Source organism: Actinomadura kijaniata NBRC 14229, from assembly GCF_001552175.1.
Taxonomy (GTDB): domain Bacteria; phylum Actinomycetota; class Actinomycetes; order Streptosporangiales; family Streptosporangiaceae; genus Spirillospora; species Spirillospora kijaniata.
Map to the genome: position 1 here is coordinate 1 of NZ_BCQR01000104.1, position 23,814 is coordinate 23,814.

Genomic DNA, 23,814 nt, shown 5'->3' on the forward strand with positions numbered 1-23,814 from the left:
GGGGCCGCCCCGGGGCGGGGACGGCCCCCGTCCAGCAGCCGGAACGCCTCCGCCACGATCTCGGCGACCCGCACCGGGCCCATCTGCGGCGGCACCTGCAACCGGACCAGGTGCTCGGCGGTCCCCTCGGTCTGGCCGAGCAGCGCCAGCAGCACGTGCGGCGGCAGGACCCGGTCGTAGCCGAGCTCGGCGGCCCGCGCGGCGGCCTGCTCCAGCACCGCCCAGCCGTCCTCGGTGAACTCCTCCGACCGCAGCCGCCCCGACCCCTCCTCCAGCAGCGGCGCGGGCGGCCGGCCGGCGACCCGGACCCGCTCGCGCAGCACCGCCGCGGTCGCGCCGGGGTCCAGCACCGCGCCCAGGTACTCGCGGTCGTCGGCGTCCAGGTTCTCCAGCACGGCCGCGACCAGCAGCTCCAGCGACCCGTGCCGGGCCCGGCCGGGGTCGGCGGCCGCCAGGGAGGCGAACTCGGCGTCGAACGCGCGCAGCGCCGCCAGCGCCGCGTCGTCGAACCGCTCGCGCCGCCCGTCGAACGCCGGGCCGTCGTCGTCGGGGGAGCGCCCCGGGTTGTAGATCTCGATCCCGGCCAGCAGGTGCCGCTCGGCGACGCCCTCCGGCAGCGTCCGCGCCAGGACCGGCAGCAGCGCCGGGTCCCCGGCGGCCACCGCCGCGTGCAGCAGGTCGCTGGTGCGCACCCGGCCCGCGGCGCGGTCGGTCGCCGCGTGCAGCACGTCGGCGGCGCGCGGATCGCCGAGGCGCTGCGGGGTGAACAGTCCGTCGGTGAACAGCAGGGAGAACGACAGCAAGGTCACTCCAGGCGGCCCGGGCGGGGGGTCGGGGGACGCTGCGGGGGACCCATGCTCTCAAACCGGCCGGTTCCCGCGCCATCCCCTTGCCGATCTTGGCGCGGTGGGCGTGGATCGGTGGTGTGGATCGACGATCAGTGGGAATGTGAGGGCGCCGGAAACCACAGGAGGTCCCGTGTCCCTTCGCGTGTCGTCTCCCCGTTCGCCCTCGTCCCGCGCGCTGCGCGGCACGGCGGTGGCCGCCGGGGTGGCCCTGACCGCCGCCGCGCTGGCCGTTCCGGGCCCGGCCCTGGCGGAACCGTCGTCGCGGCCGCCGCTGACGCCGCCGCTGACGCAGCCGCCCGCCGGGCCGGCCAAGCGGCCCGTCGCGACCGGGTACGGCGGAGCCGTCTCCACCGTCGACCCCTACGCCAGCGCCGCCGCGATCGAGGTGCTGAAGAAGGGCGGCAACGCGATGGACGCCGCCGTCGCCGCCACCGCCGCCCTCGGCGTCAGCGAGCCGTACGTCGCCGCCCTCGGCGGGGGCGGCTACGTGCTGTACTACGACGCCAGGAAGCGCCGCGTGCACACCATCGACGGGCGCGAGGCCGCACCCAGGCGGATGCGGGCCGACTCGTTCGTGGACCCCGCGACCGGCAAGGCGATCCCGTTCGACCAGGCCGTCACCAGCGGGCTCGGCGTCGGCGTGCCCGGCACCGTCGCGCAGTGGGAGACCGCGCTGCGCCGCCACGGCACCCGCGGCCTGCCGACGCTCCTCAAGCCCGCGATCCGGCTGGCCGAGAAGGGGTTCGTCGTGGACCAGGAGTTCCACGACCAGACGGCGCTGAACCAGAAGCGCTTCAACGCCTTCCCCGCCACCCGCGAGGTCTTCCTGCGCAACGGCCAGGCGCCCGCCGTCGGCTCGACGTTCCGCAACCCCGACCTCGCCCGCACCTACCGCGAGCTGGCCAAGCGCGGACCCGGCTGGTTCTACCGGGGCGGTCTCGGCCGCGAGGTCGTGCGGACCGTGCAGAAGCCGAAGGTGGACCCGGCCTCCGGGCTCAACGTCCGTCCCGGCCTGATGGAGACCGGGGACCTGGCCGCCTACCGGGCGCTGACCCCGCGCCCCACCCGCGTCAGCTACCGGGGCCTGAACGTCTACGGCCAGCCGCCGTCGTCGTCCGGCGGCTCCACCGTCGGCGAGGCCCTCAACATCCTCGGCCACTTCAAGCTCGGCGCCGACGACACCGTCCGCACCCTGCACCACTACCTGGAGGCGTCCAAGCTCGCCTACGCCGACCGCGGCCGGTACGTCGGCGACCCCCGGCACGTGAAGGTGCCGCTGAACGAGCTGCTGTCGCGCGGCTTCGCCCGCGAGCGCGCCTGCCTCATCAACCCCGACAGGGCCGCCACCGCGCCGGTGCCGCCCGGCAGCCCCGACGGCCGCTACGAGAAGTGCAGGGTCCCCGCGGCACCCGCCGTCTCCACCACCTACGAGGGCCCGCAGACCACCCACCTGGTCACGGCCGACAAGTGGGGCAACGTCGTCGCCTACAACATCACGCTGGAGCAGTTCGGCGGCAGCGGCATCACCGTTCCCGGGCGCGGGTTCCTGCTCAACAACGAGCTGACCGACTTCACGCTCCAGCCGCCCGCGCCGGGCTCGCCGCCCGACCCGAACCTGCCCGGCCCCGGCAAGCGGCCGCGCAGCAGCCAGGCCCCGACCATCGTGCTGGACGGCCACGGACGGCCGAAGCTGGCGGTCGGCACCCCCGGTGGCTCCACGATCATCACGACGGTGCTGCAGATCCTGCTGAACCGGATCGACCTCGGCATGGACCTGCCGACCGCGCTGGCCGCGCCGCGCGCCACCCAGCGCAACACCCCGCAGGTCCTCGCCGAGCAGGGCTTCATCGACCGGTACGGGACCGCGCTGACCGCCAAGGGCCACGACGTGGCGCCGTTCCCCGGCCCGCCCGCCGGGACGATCGGCGCGGCGACCGGCCTGGAGTTCCTGTCGCCGCACCTGGTGCAGGCGGTCGCCGAGCCGACCCGGCGCGGCGGCGGCAGCGCGATGGTGGTGCGCCCTCGCCGGTGACACGGGACCGGACGTTCCCGGCGGCCCGGCCGCGGGCACCCAGAACGCGGCCGGGCCGCCGGGCTACGATCAGTCGGTAGGGGGAAGGAGCCTTCCATGGCGCAGGCGTATGTACAGGTCACCACGACCACCGACTCACGGGCCGAGGCCGCCGCGCTCGCCAGGTCCGCCGTCGAGGGGCGGCTGGCGGCCTGCGCCCAGCTGGTCGGGCCGATCGCCAGCACCTACTGGTGGGAGGGCGCGATCGAGTCGGCCGAGGAGTGGATGGTGGTGTTCAAGACCACCTCCGACCGGTTCGACGAACTGGCCAGCCTCATCGACCAGGAGCACTCCTACGACACCCCGGAGATCATCGCGACCTCCGTGGTGGCGGGCAGCATGGACTACCTGGCCTGGGTCACCGAGCAGACCGAGCCGCCCGAGGAGGACGAGGACGAGGACGAGGAGACGGTGGAGATCCCTGCGGACTGATCCCACCCCTCCCCTCCCGTGGCCGGTGTGGGACACGCCATATTCGGGCAATAAGTCATTAATTACCCCGGTATGGCGAAGGGACGCGGCGGTGGCTGAGGACTACGGGCTGTTCGGGCCGGGCTCGGTGACCTGGCGGGTCATGGGGGAGCCGGTGCTGGCGGTCGGCGGCGTGCGGGCCCTGGTGCTCCAGGCGCTGCACCCGCACTCGATGTGGGGCACCGCGCAGAACTCCGAGCTGATGGACCCCCGGGCCGCCTGGGCGCGGCTGGGACGCACCGTCGAGTTCGTGCGGGTCCGCACCTGGGGCACCACCGAGGAGGTCGACCGCGTCGGCCGCCGCATCCGCAAGCTGCACTCCAAGCTGCGGGGCGTCGACCTGCGCACCGGCGAGGTCTTCCCGGTGGACGACCCCGAGAACCTGCTGTGGGTGCACATGGGGGAGGTGGACTCCTACCTCGACATCGCCGTGCGCGCCGGGGTCCCGCTCGGCCGCGCCGACCGCGACCGGTTCGTGGACGAGCAGCGCCGCGCCGCCGCCGTGGTGGGGCTGGACCCCGACGACGTTCCGGCCTCGGTGGCGGACATGCGCGACTACTACGCCGACATGCGCCGCCAGATCTGGGCCTGCGAGGAGGCGAAGGAGGGAATGCGCCGGCTGTTCAACCCGGCGGTGCCGCGCCAGCTGCTGCCGCTGAAGCTGGCCGCCCCGGCGCTCGGGCTGCTGGTGGTGTCCACGCTGCCGCGCTGGGCGCGCCGCATGTACGGCCTGCCCGGCCTGCCGACGTCGGATCTGGCGGCGACGCTGACCCTCAAGGGCCTGTACCGGACCACGCACGTGATCCCCGAGCGGTTCCGCTACACGCCCGACGCCCAGCGCGCCCGCCGCCTGACCCGCGAGCACGCCGCCGACGCGGTGACCTGGGGCCTGGCCTCCTGAACCCGCCCGCGCCCGGCCCCGCGGACGGCCCCCGCGGACGGGGTCAGCCGCGGCGCATCAGGCGGCCGACGGCGGCCATCAGCTCGGTGGACATGGCGTCGCCCTTGCCCTCCTCGGCGCCCTCGGCCACGCAGTGCCGCACGTGCCCGTCCAGCAGGCCGAGGGCGACCTTGTCCAGGGCCGCCTGGACCGCGCTGATCTGGGTGAGGACGTCGATGCAGTACCGGTCGTCCTCCACCATCCGCTCGATGCCGCGCACCTGGCCCTCGATCCGGCGCAGCCGGGTCTGGAGCTGGTCCTTGGTCGCGGTGTAGCCGCGGGTGGGGGTCTCGCTGGTCGCCATCGTCGTCCTCGCAATCGGTGCCGGGGGCGTCGAGCTCGGGGGGACACCCCGGGGGTAAACCCCCCTGGGGGTATCCTATACGGTCGCGCCCGTTTCCTGCCGTCGAGCGATCATCGCGCATCCGGCGGCCACCAGCGCACCGGCCGCCCCGGCCAGCCAGACCGCGACGTAGCCGCCCTGACCGCCGATCCCGCTGAGCAGGCTGCCGAACACGCCGCCCGCGACGGCCCCGCCCAGGGTCTTGACGTTGTTGTACAGGGCGGCGGCGACGCCGGTGCGGGACGGGTCGGACGCCTCCACGATCACGGTGGGCATCGCGCTGAGCGACGCGCCCAGGCCCACGCCCGCCAGCAGCAGGCTGACCACCAGTGGCCACAGCGCCCCGTGGAACGCCGCGAACCCGCCGAACCCGGCCGCCACCAGGGCGAACGAGCCGACCAGCGCCCGGCGGTAGCCGGTGCGGGCCGCGACGCGCGGCAGCAGCGTCGAGGCCAGCATCGCCGCGAACGTGGCGGGCAGCGTCACCAACGCGATCGACAGCGCCGACATTCCGAACCCGTACCCCTCGGCCGGGTCGGTGGCCAGGAACGTGGCGTTGGGCGACTGGCTGCCGAAGTAGACGACGCCGAACGCGAACGAGGTGGCGTAGAACGGCGCGACGTGCCGTCCCGCCATGGCCCGCAGGTCCACCAGGGGCTCGGCGGACCGCAGCTCCACCACGACCCACGCGACCAGCAGCAGCGCGCCCAGGGTGAGCGGGCCCAGCGTCCCGGCCGACAGCCAGCCGCCGCGCTCGGCGCCCGACACCCCGGCCAGCAGGGCGATCATCGTCAGGCTCAGCAGGGACACGCCGGGCCAGTCCACGCGTCCGCCGCCGCGCCGCACCGACTCGGGCACCGCCACGAACGACACCGGCACGCAGACCAGGGCGAGCGCCGCCGGGACCCACAGGGCCGCCCGCACGTCGCCCAGCGCCTCGTCGGCGAGGCCCATGCCGAGGGCGCCGAGCAGGCTGCCCAGGGTCAGCGCGCCGACCAGGCGGGCGATGGCGCGGCGCGCCATCGCCACCGGGAGCCGGTCGCTGACCAGCGCGATCTCCAGCGGCAGCAGCGCCGCCAGGGGGCCCTGGAGGGCCCGGCCGAGCAGCAGCACCGCGAAGTTCGGCGCGGCGGCCACCAGCACCGACCCGACCGCGACGCTGACCAGGGCGACCCGCAGCATCCGGCGGTGCCCGTACAGGTCGCCCAGCCGCCCGAACGCGGGCACGCAGACCGCCGCGCCCAGGAGCTGGACCGAGACGACCCAGGTGAGGGCGGAGTCGGGGACGCCCAGCTCCCGGCCGATGCCCGGCAGCATCGGCGCGATCCCGGCCTGGAGGAACCCGCTGACCACCTCGAACAGCACCAGCAGGCCGACGACGGTGGTGACCGAGCCGACCGGCGGCCCGGCCGGTGGCTGGGCCGCCGGTCGCGCGGTGGCGGTCACGGGGTCGCCTCCGCCCGGTCCAGGCGGCGGACGGCCAGCTCGGCGAGGAGCGCGGCGGCGTCGGGCAGCACCGCGTCGTCGAACACCGCCCGCGGGGAGTGGTTCATCGGCGCGGTGGCCGGGTCGACGCCGGGCGGGCACGCGCCGAGGCCCAGGAACGCGCCGGGCACGTGCTGGAGGACGAACGAGAAGTCCTCCGACCCGCTCATCGGGCGCGGCGCCTCGATCGCGCGGGCGCCGCCGAACAGGTCCCGGGCGGTGTCGAGGGCGAACGCGGCCTCGGCCCCGTCGTTGACGGTGACCGGGTACTGCTCGACGTGGTCGAGGTCGACCGCCACGTCGTGCGCGGCGGCGATCCCCCTGACCACCCGTGCGATCCCGGCGCGCACGCGGCGGCGGGCGTCCTCGGAGAACGACCGGACGGTGGCCTCGAACACGGCGGTCTCGGGGATGACGTTCCCGGCGGACCCGGCGTGCAGCGAGCCGACGGTGACCACGGCCGGGTCGAGGGCGTCCAGGTCGCGGGTGACCATGGTCTGGAGCGCGGTGACCATGGCGGCGACGGCGGTGACCGGGTCCTTGGCGGCGTGCGGGGACGAGCCGTGCCCGCCCCGGCCGCGCACGGTGACCGTGACGGCGTCGGAGGCGGCCAGCACCGGGCCGGGCCGGGTCACGGCCACGCCCCGCGGCAGCACGGTGGAGAACACGTGCAGGCCGTAGGCGGCGACCACCCGGTCACCGGCCGCGTCCAGCACGCCCTCGTCGATCATGATCTTGGCGCCGCCCATGCCCTCCTCGCCGGGCTGGAACATGAACACCACGTCGCCGGGCAGCTCGGCGCGCCGGTCGGCCAGCAGCCGGGCCGCGCCGACCAGCCCGGCCACGTGCAGGTCGTGGCCGCAGGCGTGCATCGCGCCGGGCACCCGCGAGGCGTAGTCCAGGCCGGTGTCCTCCTGGACCGGCAGGGCGTCCATATCGCCCCGCAGCAGCACGGCGGGCGCCCGGCCCGTCCCCCGCGCGTCCCGGCGTCCGCCGCGCAGCACGGCGGTCACCGACGTCAGGGCCTTGCCCGTGGAGACCTCCAGTGGCAGGCCGTCCAGCGCGGCCAGCACCTTCTCCCGAGTGCGCGGCAGGTCCAGGCCGAGCTCGGGTTCCCGGTGCAGGTCGCGGCGCAGCTCCGACAGCTCTTCGCCCAGCTCACGGGCGTTCTCGTAGACGGACATGCGGGTAGGGTGCGGCAGCCGGCCCATCGGGGCCCGGCAGACGCCCGGAAGCACCGTGAAAGCGTGATCGAATGCAGGGAAACGCCACCCTCGACGACCTGGACCACATCCTGGTGACCGCGTTGCAGCACGCGCCGCGCGCGGACTGGCGGCGGATCGGCGCGGTGCTGGGCGTGGACGCCTCCACCGCGGCGCGCCGCTGGGCGCGGCTGACGGCGGCGGGGCTGGCGTGGCAGACGTGCGTGCCGCTGGCGGTCGAGGGGGTCTCGCCGGTGGTGGCGTTCGTCGAGGTGGACTGCGTGGCCGGGCGGCTGCACGAGGTGGCGGCCGAGCTGGTGGAGGACCCGCACGTGTTCAACGTGGAGCACGTGACCGGCGGCCGGGACCTGCTGCTGACGGTGGTCCTGCGCGACCAGGCCGAGCTGGCGCGGTACGTGGGGTTCCGGCTGGGCCGGATCGCGGGGATCGCCGCGACCCGCACGCAGATCGCGACCGCCCTGCACACCGAGGGCAGCCGGTGGCGGCTGGAGCGGCTGGACGACCGGCAGCGCGGGCTGCTGGACTGCGGGCGTTCCCGCGAACGCGGCCGGGCCGTCACCGAGGACGACCGGGAGCTGCTGCGGCTGCTGGGCGAGGACTGCCGGACGCCGGTGGCGGAGCTGGCCGCCCGCACCGGCCTCAGCCCGACGACCGTGCGCCGCCGCCTGGCCCGCATGGACGCGGCGGGCGCGCTGCTGTACCGCTGCGAGGTCGCCCGGTTCGCGTCGGGCTGGCCGGTCGCGGTGTACCTGTGGGGGACCGCCCCGCCCGGCGACGTGTCGCGGATCGCGGCGCTGCTGGCGGGGCTGCGCGAGACGCGCATGTGCGCCTCGCTGTCGGGCTCCGACAACGTGGTGTTCACGGTGTGGCTGCGGTCGGTGGACCGGGCGCAGGCGTTCGAGACGGCCCTGGTCCGCCGGTTCCCGCAGCTCACCGTGACCGACCGCGCGGTGACGCTGTGGCCGATGAAGCTGGCGGGGCACGTGCTGGACCCGCAGGGGCGGCACCTGCGGTCGGTGCCGTTCTGGGCCTGGGACGACGCGGCGGCCGAGGCCGAGCTCGGCGCGCTGCTCGGACGGCTGCGCACCGGCCCGGCCCGGGACGGAGGTCCGGCCCGCTAGCCGGGGTAGTTGGGGTTGTTGGTCACCGGGATCTCGATGCTGATCGGCAGGTCGCCCTCGGACAGCACGAGCAGGGCCCCCAGGCGGAGGATCTCGTCGAAGGCCCAGTACGCCTTCTGCAGGGCCCCCGGCGCCTTCTCCAGGGACAGCAGGCCCTCGCGGACGGCGATGAAGGGCTCCCAGGCCGTCTCGAACACCGGGTCCCACAGCGGGTCCCGGCGGATCTTCAGCCAGTCGGCGATCTCGTCGCCGAGCACGTAGCGGGTGAGCGAGCCGAGGATGGGCTTGCTGAGGATGCCGCCGTCGATGGTGGAGCCGAGGTTGAGCAGCATGTCGGCCAGCTTGATCCCCTCGGGCGTCGGCGCCAGGATCGGCGTCAGCACCTGCTCGGCCTGGGAGTCGGCCTCCTCCCACGACCTGGGGATGTACTCGTCCCTGATGCCGAGCATGTGCGCGGCCACCTGCCACGAGTGCAGGAACGCCTCGGACTCGGCGGCCGGGATCGGCACCTTCCACTTGACCAGGTTCCGCATGACGGTCGTGGGCAGGCTGTGCCAGGTGACCATCATGTCGGCCTGGCTGATCGGGACCCTCTCGTCGGCGACCTTGGACCAGTGGGCGGACCTCGGCAGCAGGTGGCGCACCCCCGCGTGCGCCAGGCGGGTCTTGACGCAGGTCACGACCATCTCGCCGTCGGGCTTGTAGGCGTTGGACGTCCCGATGTCGTACCCGAGCTTGGCGGTCTTGGTGATGCGGTCCCGCATGTCCGCGCCGCCCTTGGAGTAGTAGACCGCGCGCGCCTCCCGGGGGATGACCGTGCTCATCATCCCGCTGGCGAAGCCGTAGGTGACGCCGAGGTAGAGCCCCCGCTTCTCGTTGAAGTCGACCGCGGTGGCGAGCTTGCCCCTGTCGGCCCAGGACGGCAACCGCCTGGCCCGCTCCATGAAGTCGCGCAGGTCCGCGGGCAGCCCGCCGGGCAGCGGCTGGCCGTTCTTGGTCCAGGTCCGCAGCAGCCGGTTGACCTTCGGCACCTCGCCCCGGTCGAGCAGCGAGGCGACCAGCCGGTCGGCCTCGGGGTCCCACACCCCCCGCGGGTCGGCGCCCTCCCCGGCGCCCGCCACCGAGCCCTTGGGCGACCACGTCCACAGTGCGGCCGCCTGCGCGGGCGACGCGGCGCCGAGCGCGCCGACCGCGCCGAGCGTCCCGCCCGCCACCAACACGTTGCGTCTGCTGGGTCCGTCCATGCCTTCGCTCCTCCTCGGGGCTGAGAGCGGCTGTGCGATACGCTGAAACACAGATTGCATCCGTGTATCATTCGTGGCAGTGCCATGACAGCACACCGTGGGGAGCACCACAAGACCCGTTGTGGCGGCGGCCGCCGGTGACCGAGGCCGGTGACTGAGGCAGAATCGGTCGCCTCAGGAGGAGAACGTGGAACCTGCGCTGTCCGCCCTCATGGCGGCCTCGGGCCCGGAGGGCTCGGAGTCGCTGCTCGAACGCGCCTACACCGACGCCGTCGCACGGGTGGACGACGCGGACGAGACCCGCGCGCGCATCCTCGACGCGGCGTACGAGCAGTTCTGCCGGATGGGCATCCAGCGGTCCACCATGGAGGACGTGGCCCGCCGCGCCGGGGTCTCGCGCATCACGGTCTACCGGCGGTTCGCCACCAAGGACACGCTGGTCGAACAGGTGGTGCGGCGGGAGTTCCGCCGGTACTTCGACCGCTTCCTCGTCGAGATCCGGCAGGCCGAGACCGCCGCCGACCGGGTGGTGCTGGGCTTCGTGAGCTCGCTGCGCGCCATCCGGGGCAACCCGCTGATCGGCGGCCTGATCGCCACCGAGCCGGACCTGCTGGTGGCCTCCATGGTCAACGACGGGGGGCGGACCCTCGCCACCGTGCGGCAGTTCGTCGCGGGCCAGCTGCGCCGCGAGCAGCGCGCGGGCCACGTCTCCGGCGACCTGGACATCGACCACGTGGCCGAGATGATGGTCCGGGTCTCCGGCTCGTTCCTGGCGATCCCCAGCCACCTGGTCGACCTCGACGACGACGGGCAGCTGACCGCGCTGGCGCGGCGGTTCCTCGTGCCCATGCTGGAACCCCCGGCGCCACCGGAGGAGACGCCCTAGCCGGGTGGGACGTTCCAGGAGGTGATCACGGGCCGGCCGTGCTCGGTGCCGAGCGTGGACATCGTCCCGGTGTCCAGGGCGAACAGGCGGCCCAGCGCCGGATCCAGGCCCAGCCAGCGGGCGGTGAGGATCCGCAGCACGTGGCCGTGGGCGACCAGGGCGACGTCGCCGTCGTCCAGCAGGGGCCGCACGCGGGCGAGGACGGCGTCCACGCGCTCCCCGACCCGCCCGACGGCCTCGCCGGGGTGGTCGGCGTCACCGGGGACCACGCCGTCGTCCCACAGGTACCAGCCGGGCCGCCGCTCGCGGATCTCCGCGCTGGTGATGCCCTCGTAGCCGCCGTAGTCCCACTCCCACAGGTCGGGGTCGGTGGCGTCGATCCGCAGTCCGGCCAGCTCGGCGGTGCGGCGGGCGCGTTCGGCGGGGCTGGTGACCACCCGCGTGATGTCCCGCCCGGCCACCAGCGGCACCAGCGAACGGGCCTGCTCCTCGCCGCGCTCGGTCAACGGCAGGTCGGTGCGGCCGGTGTGCCGCCGGGCGCGGCTCCACTCGGTCTCGCCGTGGCGCAGAACGATCAGTTCCCCCATGGCCCCCACTGTACGGGGCCACGGGGGAACATGATCGGGGAACGGTCAGGCGAGCACGTCGGCCAGGTTCACGTGGTCCAGGCCGTGGGCCTCGGCCACCTGGGCGTAGGTGAGCGCGCCGTCGTGGGTGTTCAGGCCCAGCGCCAGCGCGGGGTCGTCGCGCAGCGCGTCCTTCCAGCCCTTGTTCGCGATCTGCACGGCGTACGGCAGGGTCACGTTGGTCAGGGCGTAGGTGGAGGTGTTGGGCACCGAACCCGGCATGTTGGCCACGCAGTAGAAGACCGACTCGTGCACCTTGTAGGTGGGGTCGGCGTGCGTGGTGGGACGCGAGTCGGCGAAGCAGCCGCCCTGGTCGATGGCGATGTCGACCAGCACCGAGCCGGGCTTCATGCGCGACACCAGCTCGTTGGAGACCAGCTTGGGGGCCTTCGCGCCGGGGATCAGCACCGCGCCGATCACCAGGTCGGCCTCGCGGCACTGCTGCTCGACCGTGTAGGCGTTGGACACCAGCGTCTTCAGGCGGCCCTGGTAGATGGCGTCGATCTGGCGCAGCCGGTCGACGTTGATGTCCAGGATGGTGACGTCGGCGCCCATGCCGACGGCGATCTGCGCGGCGTTCAGCCCGGACACGCCGCCGCCCAGCACCACGACCTTGGCGGGGGCCACGCCGGGCACGCCGCCGGGCAGCACGCCGCGTCCGCCGTTGAAGCGCATCAGGTTGTAGGCGCCGACCTGCGGGGCGAGGCGGCCCGCGACCTCCGACATCGGGGCCAGCAGCGGCAGCGAGCGGTTCGGCAGCTGGACGGTCTCGTAGGCGACGGCGGTGACGCCCGCCTTCAGCAGGGCGTCGGTGCACTCGCGCGAGGCGGCCAGGTGCAGGTAGGTGAACAGGGTCTGGCCCCGGCGCATCCGGTGGTACTCGTCGGCGATCGGCTCCTTGACCTTCAGGATCAGGTCGCCCTCGGCCCAGACCTCGTCCGCGCCGTCCAGGATCTTGGCGCCGGCGGAGGTGTAGTCGTCGTCGAGGATGGCCGAGCCCTCACCGGCGCCGCGCTCGACGAAGACCTCGTGGCCGTGCCGGGTCAGCTCGTGCACCCCCGCCGGGGTGATCGCCACCCGGTACTCGTGGTTCTTGATCTCGCGGGGTACGCCGACCTTCATTTTGCCCTCCGTTGCGCTGACCAGGACCTTCTCCTGGACGTACGCCTTCAGGGTGCGGCCTGTGGGGACCTCCCGGCCACGTTCAGTTTGTACACGTATTCCCGCTATGCCTGACAGTATGTAAAGCGGGGGAAGGTCATCGGGCCGCGGCGCGCGCGGGCGGCAGCCACTCGGCGGCGATGGCCACGGTGAGCTGCTCCAGCAGGGCCCCGGCCTGGCGTCGGCAGCGGTCCAGGTCGCGTTCGATGTCGGTCAGGGTGTAGGCGGCCTGGATGCGGGCGCGGCGCAGCCGCTCGCCGGTCAGGCTCCGGCGTTCGGTGACCGCCACCACGGGCGTCCCGGCCCGCGCGGCGGCCCGCGCCACGGTGGCCGAGGCGCCGCCGCGCAGCGCCCGCACGTCCAGCGACCCCTCGCCGGTGACGACCAGCCGGGCGTCGCGCGCCTTCTCCGCGAACCCGAACAGATCGAGCATGAACGTCACGCCCGGCTCGCTCTTGGCGCCCAGGAACGCCAGCGCCGCGAACCCCGCGCCGCCTCCCGCACCGGCCCCGGCGCGCTCGCGGGCGGGACGGCGCACCGCGGCCTCCGCCAGGTCGGCCCACCGCCGCAGCCCGGCGTCCAGCGCCCGGGCCTCCTCCCGCCCGGCCCCCAGCCGGAGCCCCTGCGTCACGGCGGTGCCGCCGCGCCCCACCAGCGGCCCGGCGCCGTCGGCCGCCAGGATCACCTCGACCCGCGACAGGTCGGGCAGCCCGCGCAGGTCCAGCGCGTGCAGCGAGCGCAGCGCCGTCCCGCCGGGCGGCAGGTCCCGGCCCAGGGCGTCCAGCAGCCGCCCGCCCAGGCCCTGCACCAGGCCCGCGCCGCCGTCGGCGCAGGCGGCGTCCCCGACGCCCAGCACGATCCGCCGGACCCCCAGCCGCACCGCGTGCGCCATGAGCTGCCCGGCCCCCAGGCTGGTGCCGCCGAACGGCTGGGGCTCGCCGCCGGGCACCCGCCGCACGCCCGCGGCCTCGGCGAGCTCGACGATGGCGGTGTCGCCGTTCAGCGCCAGCGCGGCGGTGACCGGACGCCCGGTGGGACCGCACACCTCCACCGGGACGCGCCGCCAGCCCGCGGCGACGGCGGCGTTCACGGTGCCCTCCCCGCCGTCGGCGACGGGCGCGGCCAGCACGGGCACCTCGGGCCGCTGGCGTCGCAGCCCGGCCGCCAGGTGCCGGACGACCTCGGCGGCCTCCAGCGCACCCCGGAACCGGTCCGGCGCGAGCAGGACGTGACCGCGCGGGGAGGGGGCGCAATGATCGTCCGCGAACACCGGCAGCCACGCCTTTCACGCCATCGGGGTAAGTCCCTGTCTTCTGTTTACGTCATCACGGCACTTTCTCACAGGGGCCTGACCTCGATGTGAGGGAGAAAGTCCGTGACCGGCCGCCGCGCCCGCGGCCCGGTTCCCCAGCGTAGGGTCCGCCTCCCGTCCCCGTAGGTGATTTTCCAACGAAAGATGCCCCCTCCCGGAAGGGGAGGGGGCATCGGCGGCCCGGCGGGGGCGCGGCGGCCTAGGGCCTGTTCAAAGGGAGCCTCAGCCACGCGCGCGAGCGCGTGACCTGACCGGCGGGGCCGACGCCGAAGGCGAGGGCCCGCCGGTCAGATCGCGAAGCGATGCCGCGCTCGCCAAGCCCTGGTAAGAAGCGAGCCCCCGGGCGAGCGCCGTGGGCCAGGGCTTTGAAACACGGCCTAGCGGACGCCGAGGACCTGCTCGACCACGTTCAGGCCGAAGTAGACGAGGAAGACGGCGGCCACCACCCACAGCAGCCAGTTCACGTCGCGGGCGCGGCCCTGGGCGGCCCTGATCAGGGCGTAGGAGACGACGCCCGCGCCGATGCCGTTGGTGATCGAGTAGGTGAACGGCATGAACACCACGGTCAGGAACGCCGGGATCGCGATGCCGAGGTCGGCCCAGTCCAACTTGGCGACCTGCGCCATCATCAGCGCGCCGACCAGCACCAGCGCGGGCGCGGCGGCCTGGGCGGGCACCACCGCCGCCAGCGGGGTCAGGAACAGCGTCACCCCGAACAGCGCGCCGGTCGCGAGGTTGGCCAGGCCGGTGCGCGCGCCCTCGCCGACGCCCGCCGCCGACTCCACGAACACGGTGTTGGCCGAGGAGGAGGTGACACCGCCGAACGCGGCCGAGATCCCGTCCACGGTCAGCACGCGGCCCAGGTTGGGGACGCGGCCCTTCTCGTCGAGCAGGCCCGCCTCGTCGCTGATGCCGAGGATGGTGCCCATCGCGTCGAAGAAGCCCGACAGGACCAGGGTGAACAGCACGACCAGGGCGGTGACGAACCCGGCGCGGCCGAACCCGCCGAACAGGTCCACCCGGCCGAACAGCCCGAAGTCGGGCATGGCGAACAGGCGGTCGGGCAGCTCGGGGGTGACCACGCCCCACGAGCCGGGGCCCTTGGCGGGGACGGAGGCGTTGGCGTGGATGACGACGGCGAGGACGGTGGCGGCGACGATGCTCAGCAGGATCGAGCCGGGCACCCGCCGCACGTACAGCACGATCATCAGCACCAGCGAGAACGCGAACACGGCCACGGGCCAGGTCGACAGCTTCCCGCCGACGCCCAGCGACAGCGGCGGCGCGGTGGCGCTGGAGGTGACGAAACCGGCGTCGACCAGGCCGACCAGGGCGATGAACGCGCCGATGCCGGCGGCGATGGCGTGCTTGAGGGCGAGCGGGATCGCGTTCATGATCAGCTCTCGCACGCCGGTCAGCGCCAGCAGCACGATGATCACGCCTTCGATCACCACCAGGCCCATGGCCTGCGGCCAGGTCATCACGGGAGCGGCCTGGAAGGCGACCACCGCGTTGATGCCGAGGCCCGCCGCCAGGGCCATCGGCGCGTTGCCGACCAGACCCATCACCACGGTCGCGATCGCCGCCGACAGCGCCGTCATGGTGGTGAGCTGCGGGATCGACAGGGTCGCCCCGGTGACGTCCTTCGCGCCGCCCAGGATGATCGGGTTCAGCAGGATGATGTAGGCCATCGCGAAGAACGTGGTGACACCCCCGCGCAGCTCGCGGGCGACGGTGGTGCCCCGGCCGGTCAGGTCGAAGAACCGGTCCAGCGGGCCGCGCGGACCCGGGGCGGGGGAGGGGGTGTCCCCGGGTTCGGCGGTCGTGGTGTGCGACATCGGGCGGACTCCGAATCCAGCTGCATGATCGTGAATTTGGCCAGCACAGGGTAACTGCCCGTGATCCGCCGCGGCCGAACCGGTGGCCCCGTGGGCGCCCGGCCGCCCTTTCCGGCCCCGCGCGCCTCAGCTGCCGCGGTAGGTGGAGTAGCCGAACGGGCTCAGCAGCAGCGGCACGTGGTGGTGCTCGCCGGGGTCGGGAGCGTTGAAGATGACGGCGATCTCGGGGTAGAAGGTCTCGCCGCCGAGCGCCGCGAAGTAGCGGCCGGTGCCGAACCGCAGCCGGTAGAGCCCGGCCCCGCCGGGCGCCTCGTCCGGAACGCTCCAGCGGCCGCCGTCGTCGGTCTCCCCCTCGGCGAGGGGCTGCCAGGTGTCCTCTTCGTAGCGGTCGAGCCGGATCGGCATGCGGACGGCGGGCCGGCCGATCCGGGTGTCGAGGACGTGCGTGGACACAGTCATGCCGTAAGTACAGCAGCAGTCGCGCGCCCTTTTCGGCAGCGGCGCGGGGAGGGCCCGCGCCACCGCCGAAAACGGTCCGCTATAGCCTGCCGTGGTGCGAACGCGAGAGTTGGCGGGGATGACCGGCGGCGCGGTGGACTCGTACGCGCTGCTGCTGGCCGCCGTGCCCGAACGGGTGCGCCGTTCGTTCCGCGACCGGCTGCTCGGCCCGCTGGAGGAGTACGACGGCGGACGCAACGCCGAACTCGTGCACACGCTGGAGGTCTTCCTGGCCTGTTCGGGCTCCTGGAACCGGACGGCGGCACGGCTGCATGTCCATGTGAACACACTTCGGTACCGAATCCGCCGAATAGAGGAGCTGACCGGGCGGGATCTCGGCACACTGGAAGATCGAGTCGATTTCTTCCTCGCCCTGCGCGCGACGCGCCCGGCGGGGACCTCGTAGGCGGGTGGTCGAAGGATGGATCGGGAGACTCTCGGGCAGCGGATCCGTGCGCTGCGGGTGCGGCAGGGGGTGAGCCAGGCGCAGCTCGCGTTCCCCGAGCTGTCCGACAGCTACATCTCGCTGATCGAGAGCGACAAGCGGGTGCCGGCGCCCAGCGTCATCGAACTGCTGGCGGTCAAGCTGAACTGCTCGGCGACCTATCTGGTCAGCGGCGTCAGCGAGGATGTGGTCGACGAGCTGCGGGTCACCCTCGACTACGCCGAGATCGCGCTGCTGGGCGGCGCGGCGGCCGAGGCGCGCGACCGGTTCGCCGAGGTGCTGTCCAACGCCGACGCGGTGGCGCTGCCGGAGATGCTGCACCAGGCGCGCTGGGGCCACGCGCTGGCGCTGGAGGCGACCGGCGACCTGGAGCACGCGATCGAGGAGCTGCGCGCCCTGACCGCCGAGGCGTCGGCCGAGGCCGACCTCGACCACTGGGCGCGGGTGCACGTCGCGCTCAGCCGCTGCCTGCGCGAACGCGGCGACATCAGCGCGGGCGTGGCGGTCGCCGACGACGCGCTGCGGCACCTGGTGGCGACCGGGGCCGACTCCACCGACGCGGCCGTCCACCTGGGCGCGGCGCTGCTGGCGGCGTTCATCGAGCGCGGCGACCTGGTGCGGGCCCGGCAGCTGGCCGCCCAGCTCGTCGAGCGCGCCGACCGCGTCGGCGGCCCGCGCGCCCGGATGGCCGCCTACCGCGAGGCCGCCTACGTCGCCGAGGTGCGCGGCGAGTACGAGGAGGGCGTGACCCTCGCCGAACGCGCCCTGGCCCTGGCCGGGGAGGACGACGACCCGCGCGCGCTGGCGCGGCTGCGCGTCACCTACGCCGGGCTGCTGCTGCGCGCCCGCCCCGACCGCGCCGGACAGGCCCACGAGCTGCTCACCCAGGTCCGCGCCGAGATCGGCGCGAGCGCGGCGGGCGAGACCGACGTCGCCCGGTGCCTGACCGAGCTGGCGCGCGCCGAGACCGCCCTCGGCCGTCCCGCCGAGGCGGTCGCGCTGGCCGACCAGGCCCTGGACCTGCTGGGCGAGGCCCCGCGCCGGGCGACCGCCGCCGCGCTGACGGTGCTCGGCGAGGCGCGGGTGCGGCAGGGCCGCCGGGAGGAGGCGGTGACGTCGCTGACCCGCGCCGCGACCTGCCTGGAGGAGATGGAGTCCTCCCGCGAGGCCGCGCAGGCGTGGTTCGACCTGGCCGAGCTGCTGGCCGAGACCGACGTCGCCGACGAGCCCCGGATGGCCGCCTACCGGCGCGCCCTCACCTGCGCCGGGGTGTAGGGGTCCGCCGAAAGCACGGATCCACCGAAAGCACGGATCCGCCGGAAGCACGAGGCCGGACGGAACCGCTCCGCCGATGATCGCGTCCGTGGATAATGTCGCGATCGTTCGAGTAGGGGAGTCCTCGGTAAATGTTCGGAATCGTCCGGCCCTGCCGCCATGTCCTGTGCGGGTCGCTGTTCGAGGACTGGATGGCGCACCTGTGCGGGCTGTGCCTGACACTGCGCGACCAGCACGGCCAGTCCGCGCGGCTGGTCACCAACTACGACGGCCTGCTGGTGTCGGTGCTGGTCGAGGCGCAGGCCCCGGACCTGTCGCCGCGCCGCAAGGCCGGGCCGTGCGCGCTGCGCGGCATGAAGCCCGCGCAGGTCGTCTCGGCCCGCGCGCAGGGTGCGCAGCTGGCGGCCGCCGCGTCGCTGCTGCTGGCGGCCGGCAAGACCCGGGACCACGTCGCCGACGGTGACGGACCCTACGACCGGCGCCTGGTCGCGGCGGCGGCCGAACGCGTGGCGGCCCGCTGGGACCGCGCCGGGGCGCGCACCGGCACGGCCGTCGGCTTCGACCCGGCCGTGCTGCGCGACGCCGTCGCCCGCCAGCCCCTGCTGGAACGTGCCAGCGGCCTGTCGCTGCTGGACCTGACCGAGCCGACCGAGACCGCCGTGGCCGCCGTGTTCGCCCACACCGCCGTCCTGGCTGGCCGGGAGGGCAACGCCGAGACCCTCGCCGAGGCGGGCCGCTTCTTCGGCCGCCTGGCGCACCTGGTCGACGCCGTCGAGGACGTCGCCGAGGACATGGAGGCCGGGGCCTACAACCCGCTGCTGGCCACCGGCACCACCCCCGCCGAGGCCCGCCGCCACTGCGAGGACGCCCTGCACGGCCTGCACCTGGCGCTCGCCGACGCCGAGTTCGAGGACCGGCGGCTGGTCCGCGCGCTGCTGGACCGCGAGGTGCGGCGTTCGGTGGACCGGGTCTTCGCCGCCTATCCCGGCGGGCCGCCGCCGCAGGGCCCCTACGGGCACCAGAACCCCTACGGCCACCAGGGGCACGGAGCGTACCCGCCGCCCCCGCCGCACGCTGCCGGAGGTGGCGGCTGGGGGCCTCCGCCCGGCGGCCACGGCGGCTACGGCGGCGGGGGACACGGCGGCGGGGGCCACGGGCACGGCCGCAAGGGTCCCCGGCCGTCCTTTCCGGTGCCCTGCCTGGTGTTCAGCTTCGCGACCTGCCCCACCTGCGGCCTGCACCAGCCGGAGTGGGCCAAGTACCACGGCAGGAAGTGGGACGACCGCTGCTGGGTGACCCGGCACTGCGACGACTGCTGCGACTGCCCCAACTGCGGTGACTGCGGCGACTGCTGCAAGTGCTGCGACTGCTGCAAGTGCGACGGGTGCTGCTGCGACTGCGGCGCCTGATCCTTGACCAAGCGTCTGCTTGGGTGAGAACCTCGCGGCGTGGCGCACGCGACCTTCGCGGAAGTACTGGCGGCCCGGGCCGGGGATCCCCGTCCGGGCCTGCTCTTCGAGGACGAGGTCCACACCTGGGACGAGGTGGTCCGGGCGGCCCGCGCCAGGGCCGCGCTGCTCCCCGCCCTGTGCCCCGCCCCCGAGGGCCGTCCCCGGCACGTGGGGGTGCTGCTGGAGAACGTCCCCGAGTACGTCTTCTGGATCGGCGCGGCGGCGTTCGCCGGGGCCACCCTGGTCGGGATCAACCCCACCCGGCGCGGCGCCGGGCTGGCCGCCGACATCCGGCACACCGACTGCGACCTGATCGTCACCGACACCGCCCACGCCGCCCTGCTCGACGGCCTGGACACCGGCGTCCCCGCCGACCGCGTCCTGCTGACCGGCACCGGTGCCCACCGCGCGGCCCCGCCCGGGGACGCCCCCGAACCCGACCTGGCCGCGATCTCCCCGTCCGACCGGCTGCTGCTGCTGTTCACCTCCGGCTCCACCGGCCGCCCCAAGGCCGTCGTGTGCGGCCAGGGGAGGCTGGCGGCCATCGCCGCCCGCGCCGACCTGATGGGGCTCACCCGCGACTCGGTCACCTACTGCGCGATGCCGCTGTTCCACGGCAACGCGATCATGGCGAACCTGGCGATGGCCACCGCGACCGGCGCGACCGTCGCGCTGCGCCGCCGCTTCTCCGCCTCCGGCTTCCTGCCCGACGTCCGCCGCTACGGCGTGACCTACTTCAACTACGTCGGCCGCGCCCTGGCCTACATCCTGGCCACCCCCGAACGGCCCGGCGACGCCGACAACCCCCTCCGGGCGGCGTTCGGGACCGAGGCGTCCGGGCAGGACATGGCCCGCTTCGCCGCGCGCTTCGGCTGCCGCGTCATCGAGGGCTACGGCTCCAGCGAGGGGGCCATCGCCCTGCACAAGGTCCCCGGGACGCCGCCCGACGCCCTCGGCCTGCCCCAGCACGGCGTCGAGGTCGCCGTCTGCGACCCCGCCACCGGCGCGGAGTGCCCGCGCGCCCGGTTCGGCCCCGACGGCGGGCTGCTGAACCCCGGCGAGGCGATCGGCGAGATCGTCGGGCTGAACGTCGCCGCCGCGTTCGAGGGCTACTACGACGACCCCGCGGCCGACGCCGAACGCGTCCGCGACGGCCGCTACTGGAGCGGCGACCTCGGCTACCGCGACGCCGACGGCTACTTCTACTTCGCCGGGCGCGGCACCGACCGGCTGCGCGTGGACAGCGAGAACTTCGCCGCCGCGCCCGTCGAACGCGTCCTGGCCCGGTGGGACCCGGTGGTGATGTGCGCGGTGTACCCCGTTCCCGACCCCCGGACGGGCGACCAGGTGATGGCGGCCCTGGAGCTGCGCGGGGAGTTCGATCCCGAGGAGTTCGCGCGGTTCCTGGAGGCCCAGCCGGACCTGGGCACCAAGTGGGCGCCGCGGTTCGTGCGGATCGTCGGGGAGATGCCGCTGACGGCCACCGGCAAGGTCGACAAACGGCCGCTGCGCCGCGCCCGCTGGGAGGCGACGGGACGGGTCTGGTGGCGTCCCGGCCGCGACCTCTCCTACGAGCCCCTGACGCCGGAGCGGGCGGCCGGGTGGGACGCCGCGTTCGCCGCCCACGGCCGCGCCCACGTCCTGGACACGCTGTGATCGCGCTGTTCCCGCCCCCCGCCCCCCGCATCGCGCCGCGTAAGTAGGGTTGGGAAGGCCCGTCCGACCCGATCTGGAGAATTCCGGCCTCCCATGATGACCAAGAGACTGCCGTCGCGGCGGCCCGCGTTGCTGGCGGGGCTGCTCGCCGTGTTCCTGGCCGCCCTCGGCGGCCTGTTCGCCGCGCCCGCGTCGGCGCACACGAGGCTGATCAGCAGCACGCCCGGCAAGGACGCCACCGCCGCGAACGTGACCGAGGTCGCGCCGGTGTTCAGCGACCGGATCCGCGCCGCGAAGGTCGTGGTCCGGAACGAGGAGGGCGAGGAGTTCCAGACCGGGGACGCCGCGCGGTCCGACCGGACCGTCACCCAGCCGCTCGAGCGCGCGCTGCCCCCCGGGAGGTACACCGTCGCCTGGCGGGTCGTCGGCGAGGACGGGCACCCGATCCAGAACGAGGACCTGGCGTTCACCGCCGAGGAGGGCCGGGCCACGGCCACCCCCACCGCGAGCGCCGCTCCCACCACCCCCGCCCCGCACGGCACGCCCGCCAGGGCCGTGAGCGCGCCGGAGAAGAAGTCCTCCGGCGCCGTGACCTGGGTGATGATCGGCATCGGCGGGCTGCTCGGCATCGGGATCGGGATGCTGATCGTGTTCCGCGCCAGGCGCCGGCACCCGATGGGCGGCAAGGGTGAGTAGCGCCACCGCGCCCCGCGTCGTCCGCTCCGTGGTCACCGCGGGCGCGGCCGCCCTGGCGGCGGCCGTCGTCGTGCTGGTGGCCGGGCTGGTGCTGGGCGGCGCGGTCGCCGAGAAGGTCATCCCCGGCCTGGCCGACGCGGGCGCGCTGACCCGCTGGGGCCTGCCGCTGTCGCGGATGCTGATGGACCTGACCGCCGCCGTGACCGTCGGCGCGCTGGTCGCCGCCGTGGCGCTGCTGCCGCTGGAGGGCGGCCGGGGCGCGACCCGGCTGTCGGAGGACGGCACCGCCTACGTCCGGGCCGCGTCGTGGCTGGCCGCCGCCTGGGCCGTCGCCGCCGCCGCGACGCTGGTGTTCACCGTCTCCGACGTGCTGGGCCAGCCGGTCACCGAGGTCGTCGCGGGCAGCGAGCTCAGCAGCTACGTCGGCCAGCTTCCGCAGGGCACCGCGCTGATGCTGGTGGTGCTGCTGTCGGTGGTGGTGGCGCTGCTGGCGCGGACCGCCGCCTCGCCCGGCGCGGGCGCGGGCCTGCTGGCGCTGGCCGTGATCGCGCTGCTGCCGCCCCCGCTGACCGGCCACTCGGCCTCGGCCGCCAACCACTCGGTCGCCGTCACCGGCGTCGCGCTGCACGTGATGGCGGTCGCGCCGTGGGTCGGCGGCCTGGTCGTCGTCGGCGTCCACGCGCTCAGCGGACGCGACCGCCTGGACGTCATGGCCGACCGGTTCAGCCGGATGGCGCTGTGGTGCTACATCGTCGTCGGCGCCAGCGGCCTCGTGAACGTCATCGCCCGCCTGCCCGACCCGACCGAGCTGCTGACCACGGACTACGGGCGGCTGGCCCTCGGCAAGATCGTGCTGTTCGCCGTGCTGGGCGTGTTCGGCTGGTGGCACCGGGGCCGCACGCTGCCCGCCCTCGCCGAGCGCAGGCCGTGGGCGTTCACCCGGCTCGCCGTGGTCGAGACCGCGATCATGTCGGCGACCATGGGCCTGGCGGTCGCGCTGGCCCGCACCGCGCCGCCCGCGCCCGCCGAGGAGGAGAGCCCGGTCAAGGCCCTCATCGGCTACGACATGCCGCCCGCGATCACGCCGGGGCGGCTGGCGACGCTGTGGACGTTCGACTTCTTCTTCGCGGCGCTGGTCCTCGCCCTCGGCGGCCTCTACCTGGCCGGGGTGGTCCGCCTGCGCAGGCGCGGCGACTCCTGGCCGGTCATGCGGACCGTCGCCTGGTTCGTCGGGCTGCTCACCATCGTGGTCGTCACCCAGACCGGCATCGCCCGGTACGCGCCGATCCTGTTCAGCGTCCACATGGTCCAGCACATGGTGCTGAACATGCTCACGCCGATCTTCCTGGTGGCGGGCGCGCCGGCCACCCTGGCGCTGCGCGCCCTCAAACCCGCCAGGGTCCGGGGCGACCGGGGGCCGCGCGAGTGGCTGACGGCGATCCTGCACAGCCGCTACGTCGCGGTCATCGCGCACCCGGCCGTCGCCACGATCATCTTCGTGGTGTCGACGTTCGCGCTGTACTTCACGCCGCTGTTCGAGGCCGCGATGCGCAACCACCTCGGGCACATCGCGATGATGGTGCACTTCTTCGCCTCCGGCGCGCTGTTCTTCTGGGTGCTGATCGGCGTGGACCCCGCCCCCCGCAAGCTGCCCTACCCGGGGCGGATCCTGCTGCTGTTCGTCACGATGCCGTTCCACGCGTTCTTCGGCATCGCCCTGATGAACCTCGGCGAGCCCCTCGCCCGCGCCTGGTACACCGCCGTCCACCCCGACTGGGGCACCTCGATCATCAAGGACCAGCACACCGGCGGCGCGATCGCCTGGGGCTTCGGGGAGATCCCGACGTTCATCGTGCTGCTCTTCCTGGCGTTCCAGTGGTTCTTCGACGACCAGCGCCAGGCCCGCCGCCAGGACCGCAAGGCCGACCGCGCCGCCGCCCGGGGCGAGGACTCCCCGGAGCAGGACGAGCTGGCCGCCTACAACGCGCGCCTGGCGAAGCTGGCCGAGCGCGACGAGGAACGCAAGAACAAACAATGAGAACCACATCGCACGGCTGCGCCGCGCTGTAGGGGCATGAGGCCATTGCGCGGCTGCGCCGCGCTGTAAGGGGCACGGGAGCCGTTGCGTGGCTGCGCCGCGCTGTGGGGGGCATGAGGCCGTTGCGTGGCTGCGCTGTGCTGTAAGGGGCACAGGAGCCGTTGCGCGGCTGCGTCGTGCTGTTGC

The 23,814-nt window shown here is 74.4% G+C and carries 21 protein-coding genes; 11 read left to right on the forward strand and 10 right to left on the reverse strand.

The genetic code is table 11. The annotated features are described in order from the left end of the window. Positions 1-803, reverse strand: an 803-nt coding sequence (locus AKI01S_RS29385; RefSeq protein WP_218009857.1) for a hypothetical protein, incomplete at its 3' end; no start/stop codon positions are given. Between the two features lie 175 nt (positions 804-978). Here AKI01S_RS29385 and ggt point away from each other — a divergent pair. The 3 genes from ggt to AKI01S_RS29400 all read left to right on the forward strand — a co-directional run bounded on the left by ggt (position 979) and on the right by AKI01S_RS29400 (position 4,291). Beyond that, entirely contained in the window at positions 979-2,880 is a 1,902-nt protein-coding gene (ggt, locus tag AKI01S_RS29390) for a gamma-glutamyltransferase (protein ID WP_369688749.1), read from the forward strand. A 96-nt stretch (positions 2,881-2,976) separates the two neighbouring features. After that, positions 2,977-3,351: a divalent-cation tolerance protein CutA gene (gene cutA / locus AKI01S_RS29395; RefSeq protein ID WP_067825042.1), complete on the forward strand. Its 375-nt coding sequence runs from the start codon at positions 2,977-2,979 to the stop codon at positions 3,349-3,351. Between the two features lie 91 nt (positions 3,352-3,442). Next, entirely contained in the window at positions 3,443-4,291 is an 849-nt protein-coding gene (locus AKI01S_RS29400) for an oxygenase MpaB family protein (protein WP_067825044.1), read from the forward strand. A gap of 43 nt (positions 4,292-4,334) precedes the next feature. Here the strand turns inward: AKI01S_RS29400 and AKI01S_RS29405 are convergent, their stop codons facing one another. The 3 genes from AKI01S_RS29405 to AKI01S_RS29415 form a co-directional block, all read right to left on the reverse strand. Beyond that, on the reverse strand, positions 4,335-4,634 hold the full coding sequence (locus AKI01S_RS29405; RefSeq protein WP_067825046.1) for a metal-sensitive transcriptional regulator: 300 nt from the start codon (positions 4,632-4,634) through the stop codon (positions 4,335-4,337). 75 nt (positions 4,635-4,709) lie between these two features. Beyond that, positions 4,710-6,119, reverse strand: a complete 1,410-nt coding sequence (locus tag AKI01S_RS29410) for an MFS transporter (RefSeq protein WP_067825048.1) — start codon at positions 6,117-6,119, stop codon at positions 4,710-4,712. Beyond that, on the reverse strand, positions 6,116-7,342 hold the full coding sequence (locus AKI01S_RS29415; RefSeq protein ID WP_067825050.1) for a M20 metallopeptidase family protein: 1,227 nt from the start codon (positions 7,340-7,342) through the stop codon (positions 6,116-6,118). Before AKI01S_RS29415 ends, AKI01S_RS29410 begins: the two co-directional genes overlap by 4 nt. Positions 7,343-7,413: 71 nt before the next feature. Here AKI01S_RS29415 and AKI01S_RS29420 point away from each other — a divergent pair, with 71 nt between their 5' ends. Then, on the forward strand, positions 7,414-8,502 hold the full coding sequence (locus tag AKI01S_RS29420) for an Lrp/AsnC family transcriptional regulator (protein WP_067825052.1): 1,089 nt from the start codon (positions 7,414-7,416) through the stop codon (positions 8,500-8,502). Here the strand turns inward: AKI01S_RS29420 and AKI01S_RS29425 are convergent. Then, positions 8,499-9,746, reverse strand: coding sequence for an oxygenase MpaB family protein (locus AKI01S_RS29425; protein WP_067825054.1), 1,248 nt, complete (start codon positions 9,744-9,746; stop codon positions 8,499-8,501). The two genes, AKI01S_RS29420 and AKI01S_RS29425, sit on opposite strands and share 4 nt — an antisense overlap. 187 nt (positions 9,747-9,933) lie before the next feature. On the opposite strand from AKI01S_RS29425, the gene AKI01S_RS29430 reads away from it, so the two are divergent. After that, positions 9,934-10,632: a TetR/AcrR family transcriptional regulator gene (locus tag AKI01S_RS29430; protein ID WP_067825055.1), complete on the forward strand. Its 699-nt coding sequence runs from the start codon at positions 9,934-9,936 to the stop codon at positions 10,630-10,632. On the opposite strand, the gene AKI01S_RS29435 is transcribed toward AKI01S_RS29430, so the two are convergent. The 5 genes from AKI01S_RS29435 to uraH form a co-directional block, all read right to left on the reverse strand. Further along, positions 10,629-11,219: a histidine phosphatase family protein gene (locus AKI01S_RS29435; RefSeq protein WP_067825058.1), complete on the reverse strand. Its 591-nt coding sequence runs from the start codon at positions 11,217-11,219 to the stop codon at positions 10,629-10,631. The genes AKI01S_RS29430 and AKI01S_RS29435 overlap by 4 nt on opposite strands. 45 nt (positions 11,220-11,264) lie before the next feature. Then, positions 11,265-12,380 carry an alanine dehydrogenase gene (gene ald / locus AKI01S_RS29440; RefSeq protein ID WP_067825060.1) on the reverse strand — a complete coding sequence of 372 codons (1,116 nt, stop codon included), beginning with the start codon at positions 12,378-12,380 and terminating at the stop codon, positions 11,265-11,267. A gap of 136 nt (positions 12,381-12,516) precedes the next feature. Next, positions 12,517-13,689, reverse strand: a complete 1,173-nt coding sequence (locus AKI01S_RS29445) for a glycerate kinase (protein ID WP_067825062.1) — start codon at positions 13,687-13,689, stop codon at positions 12,517-12,519. 419 nt (positions 13,690-14,108) lie between these two features. Beyond that, positions 14,109-15,569, reverse strand: coding sequence for an NCS2 family permease (locus AKI01S_RS29450; RefSeq protein WP_084000366.1), 1,461 nt, complete (start codon positions 15,567-15,569; stop codon positions 14,109-14,111). 126 nt (positions 15,570-15,695) lie between these two features. Continuing rightward, on the reverse strand, positions 15,696-16,028 hold the full coding sequence (gene uraH / locus AKI01S_RS29455) for a hydroxyisourate hydrolase (RefSeq protein ID WP_067825064.1): 333 nt from the start codon (positions 16,026-16,028) through the stop codon (positions 15,696-15,698). Between the two features lie 94 nt (positions 16,029-16,122). Here uraH and AKI01S_RS29460 point away from each other — a divergent pair, with 94 nt between their 5' ends. The 6 genes from AKI01S_RS29460 to AKI01S_RS29485 all read left to right on the forward strand — a co-directional run bounded on the left by AKI01S_RS29460 (position 16,123) and on the right by AKI01S_RS29485 (position 23,628). Further along, positions 16,123-16,473, forward strand: coding sequence for a PucR family transcriptional regulator (locus tag AKI01S_RS29460; RefSeq protein ID WP_439951691.1), 351 nt, complete (start codon positions 16,123-16,125; stop codon positions 16,471-16,473). 15 nt (positions 16,474-16,488) lie between these two features. After that, positions 16,489-17,787, forward strand: coding sequence for a tetratricopeptide repeat protein (locus AKI01S_RS29465; protein WP_067825068.1), 1,299 nt, complete (start codon positions 16,489-16,491; stop codon positions 17,785-17,787). Between the two features lie 131 nt (positions 17,788-17,918). After that, positions 17,919-19,196 (forward strand): DUF5685 family protein, encoded by a 1,278-nt coding sequence (locus AKI01S_RS29470; protein ID WP_067825070.1) that lies wholly within the window; start codon positions 17,919-17,921, stop codon positions 19,194-19,196. 39 nt (positions 19,197-19,235) lie between these two features. Then, positions 19,236-20,894 carry an AMP-binding protein gene (locus AKI01S_RS29475; RefSeq protein WP_067825072.1) on the forward strand — a complete coding sequence of 553 codons (1,659 nt, stop codon included), beginning with the start codon at positions 19,236-19,238 and terminating at the stop codon, positions 20,892-20,894. 93 nt (positions 20,895-20,987) lie between these two features. After that, positions 20,988-21,590 carry a copper resistance CopC family protein gene (locus AKI01S_RS29480; RefSeq protein ID WP_067825074.1) on the forward strand — a complete coding sequence of 201 codons (603 nt, stop codon included), beginning with the start codon at positions 20,988-20,990 and terminating at the stop codon, positions 21,588-21,590. After that, positions 21,583-23,628, forward strand: a complete 2,046-nt coding sequence (locus tag AKI01S_RS29485; RefSeq protein ID WP_067825076.1) for a bifunctional copper resistance protein CopD/cytochrome c oxidase assembly protein — start codon at positions 21,583-21,585, stop codon at positions 23,626-23,628. The genes AKI01S_RS29480 and AKI01S_RS29485 overlap by 8 nt, the downstream gene beginning before the upstream one ends. The last annotated feature ends 186 nt before the right edge of the window (positions 23,629-23,814 follow it).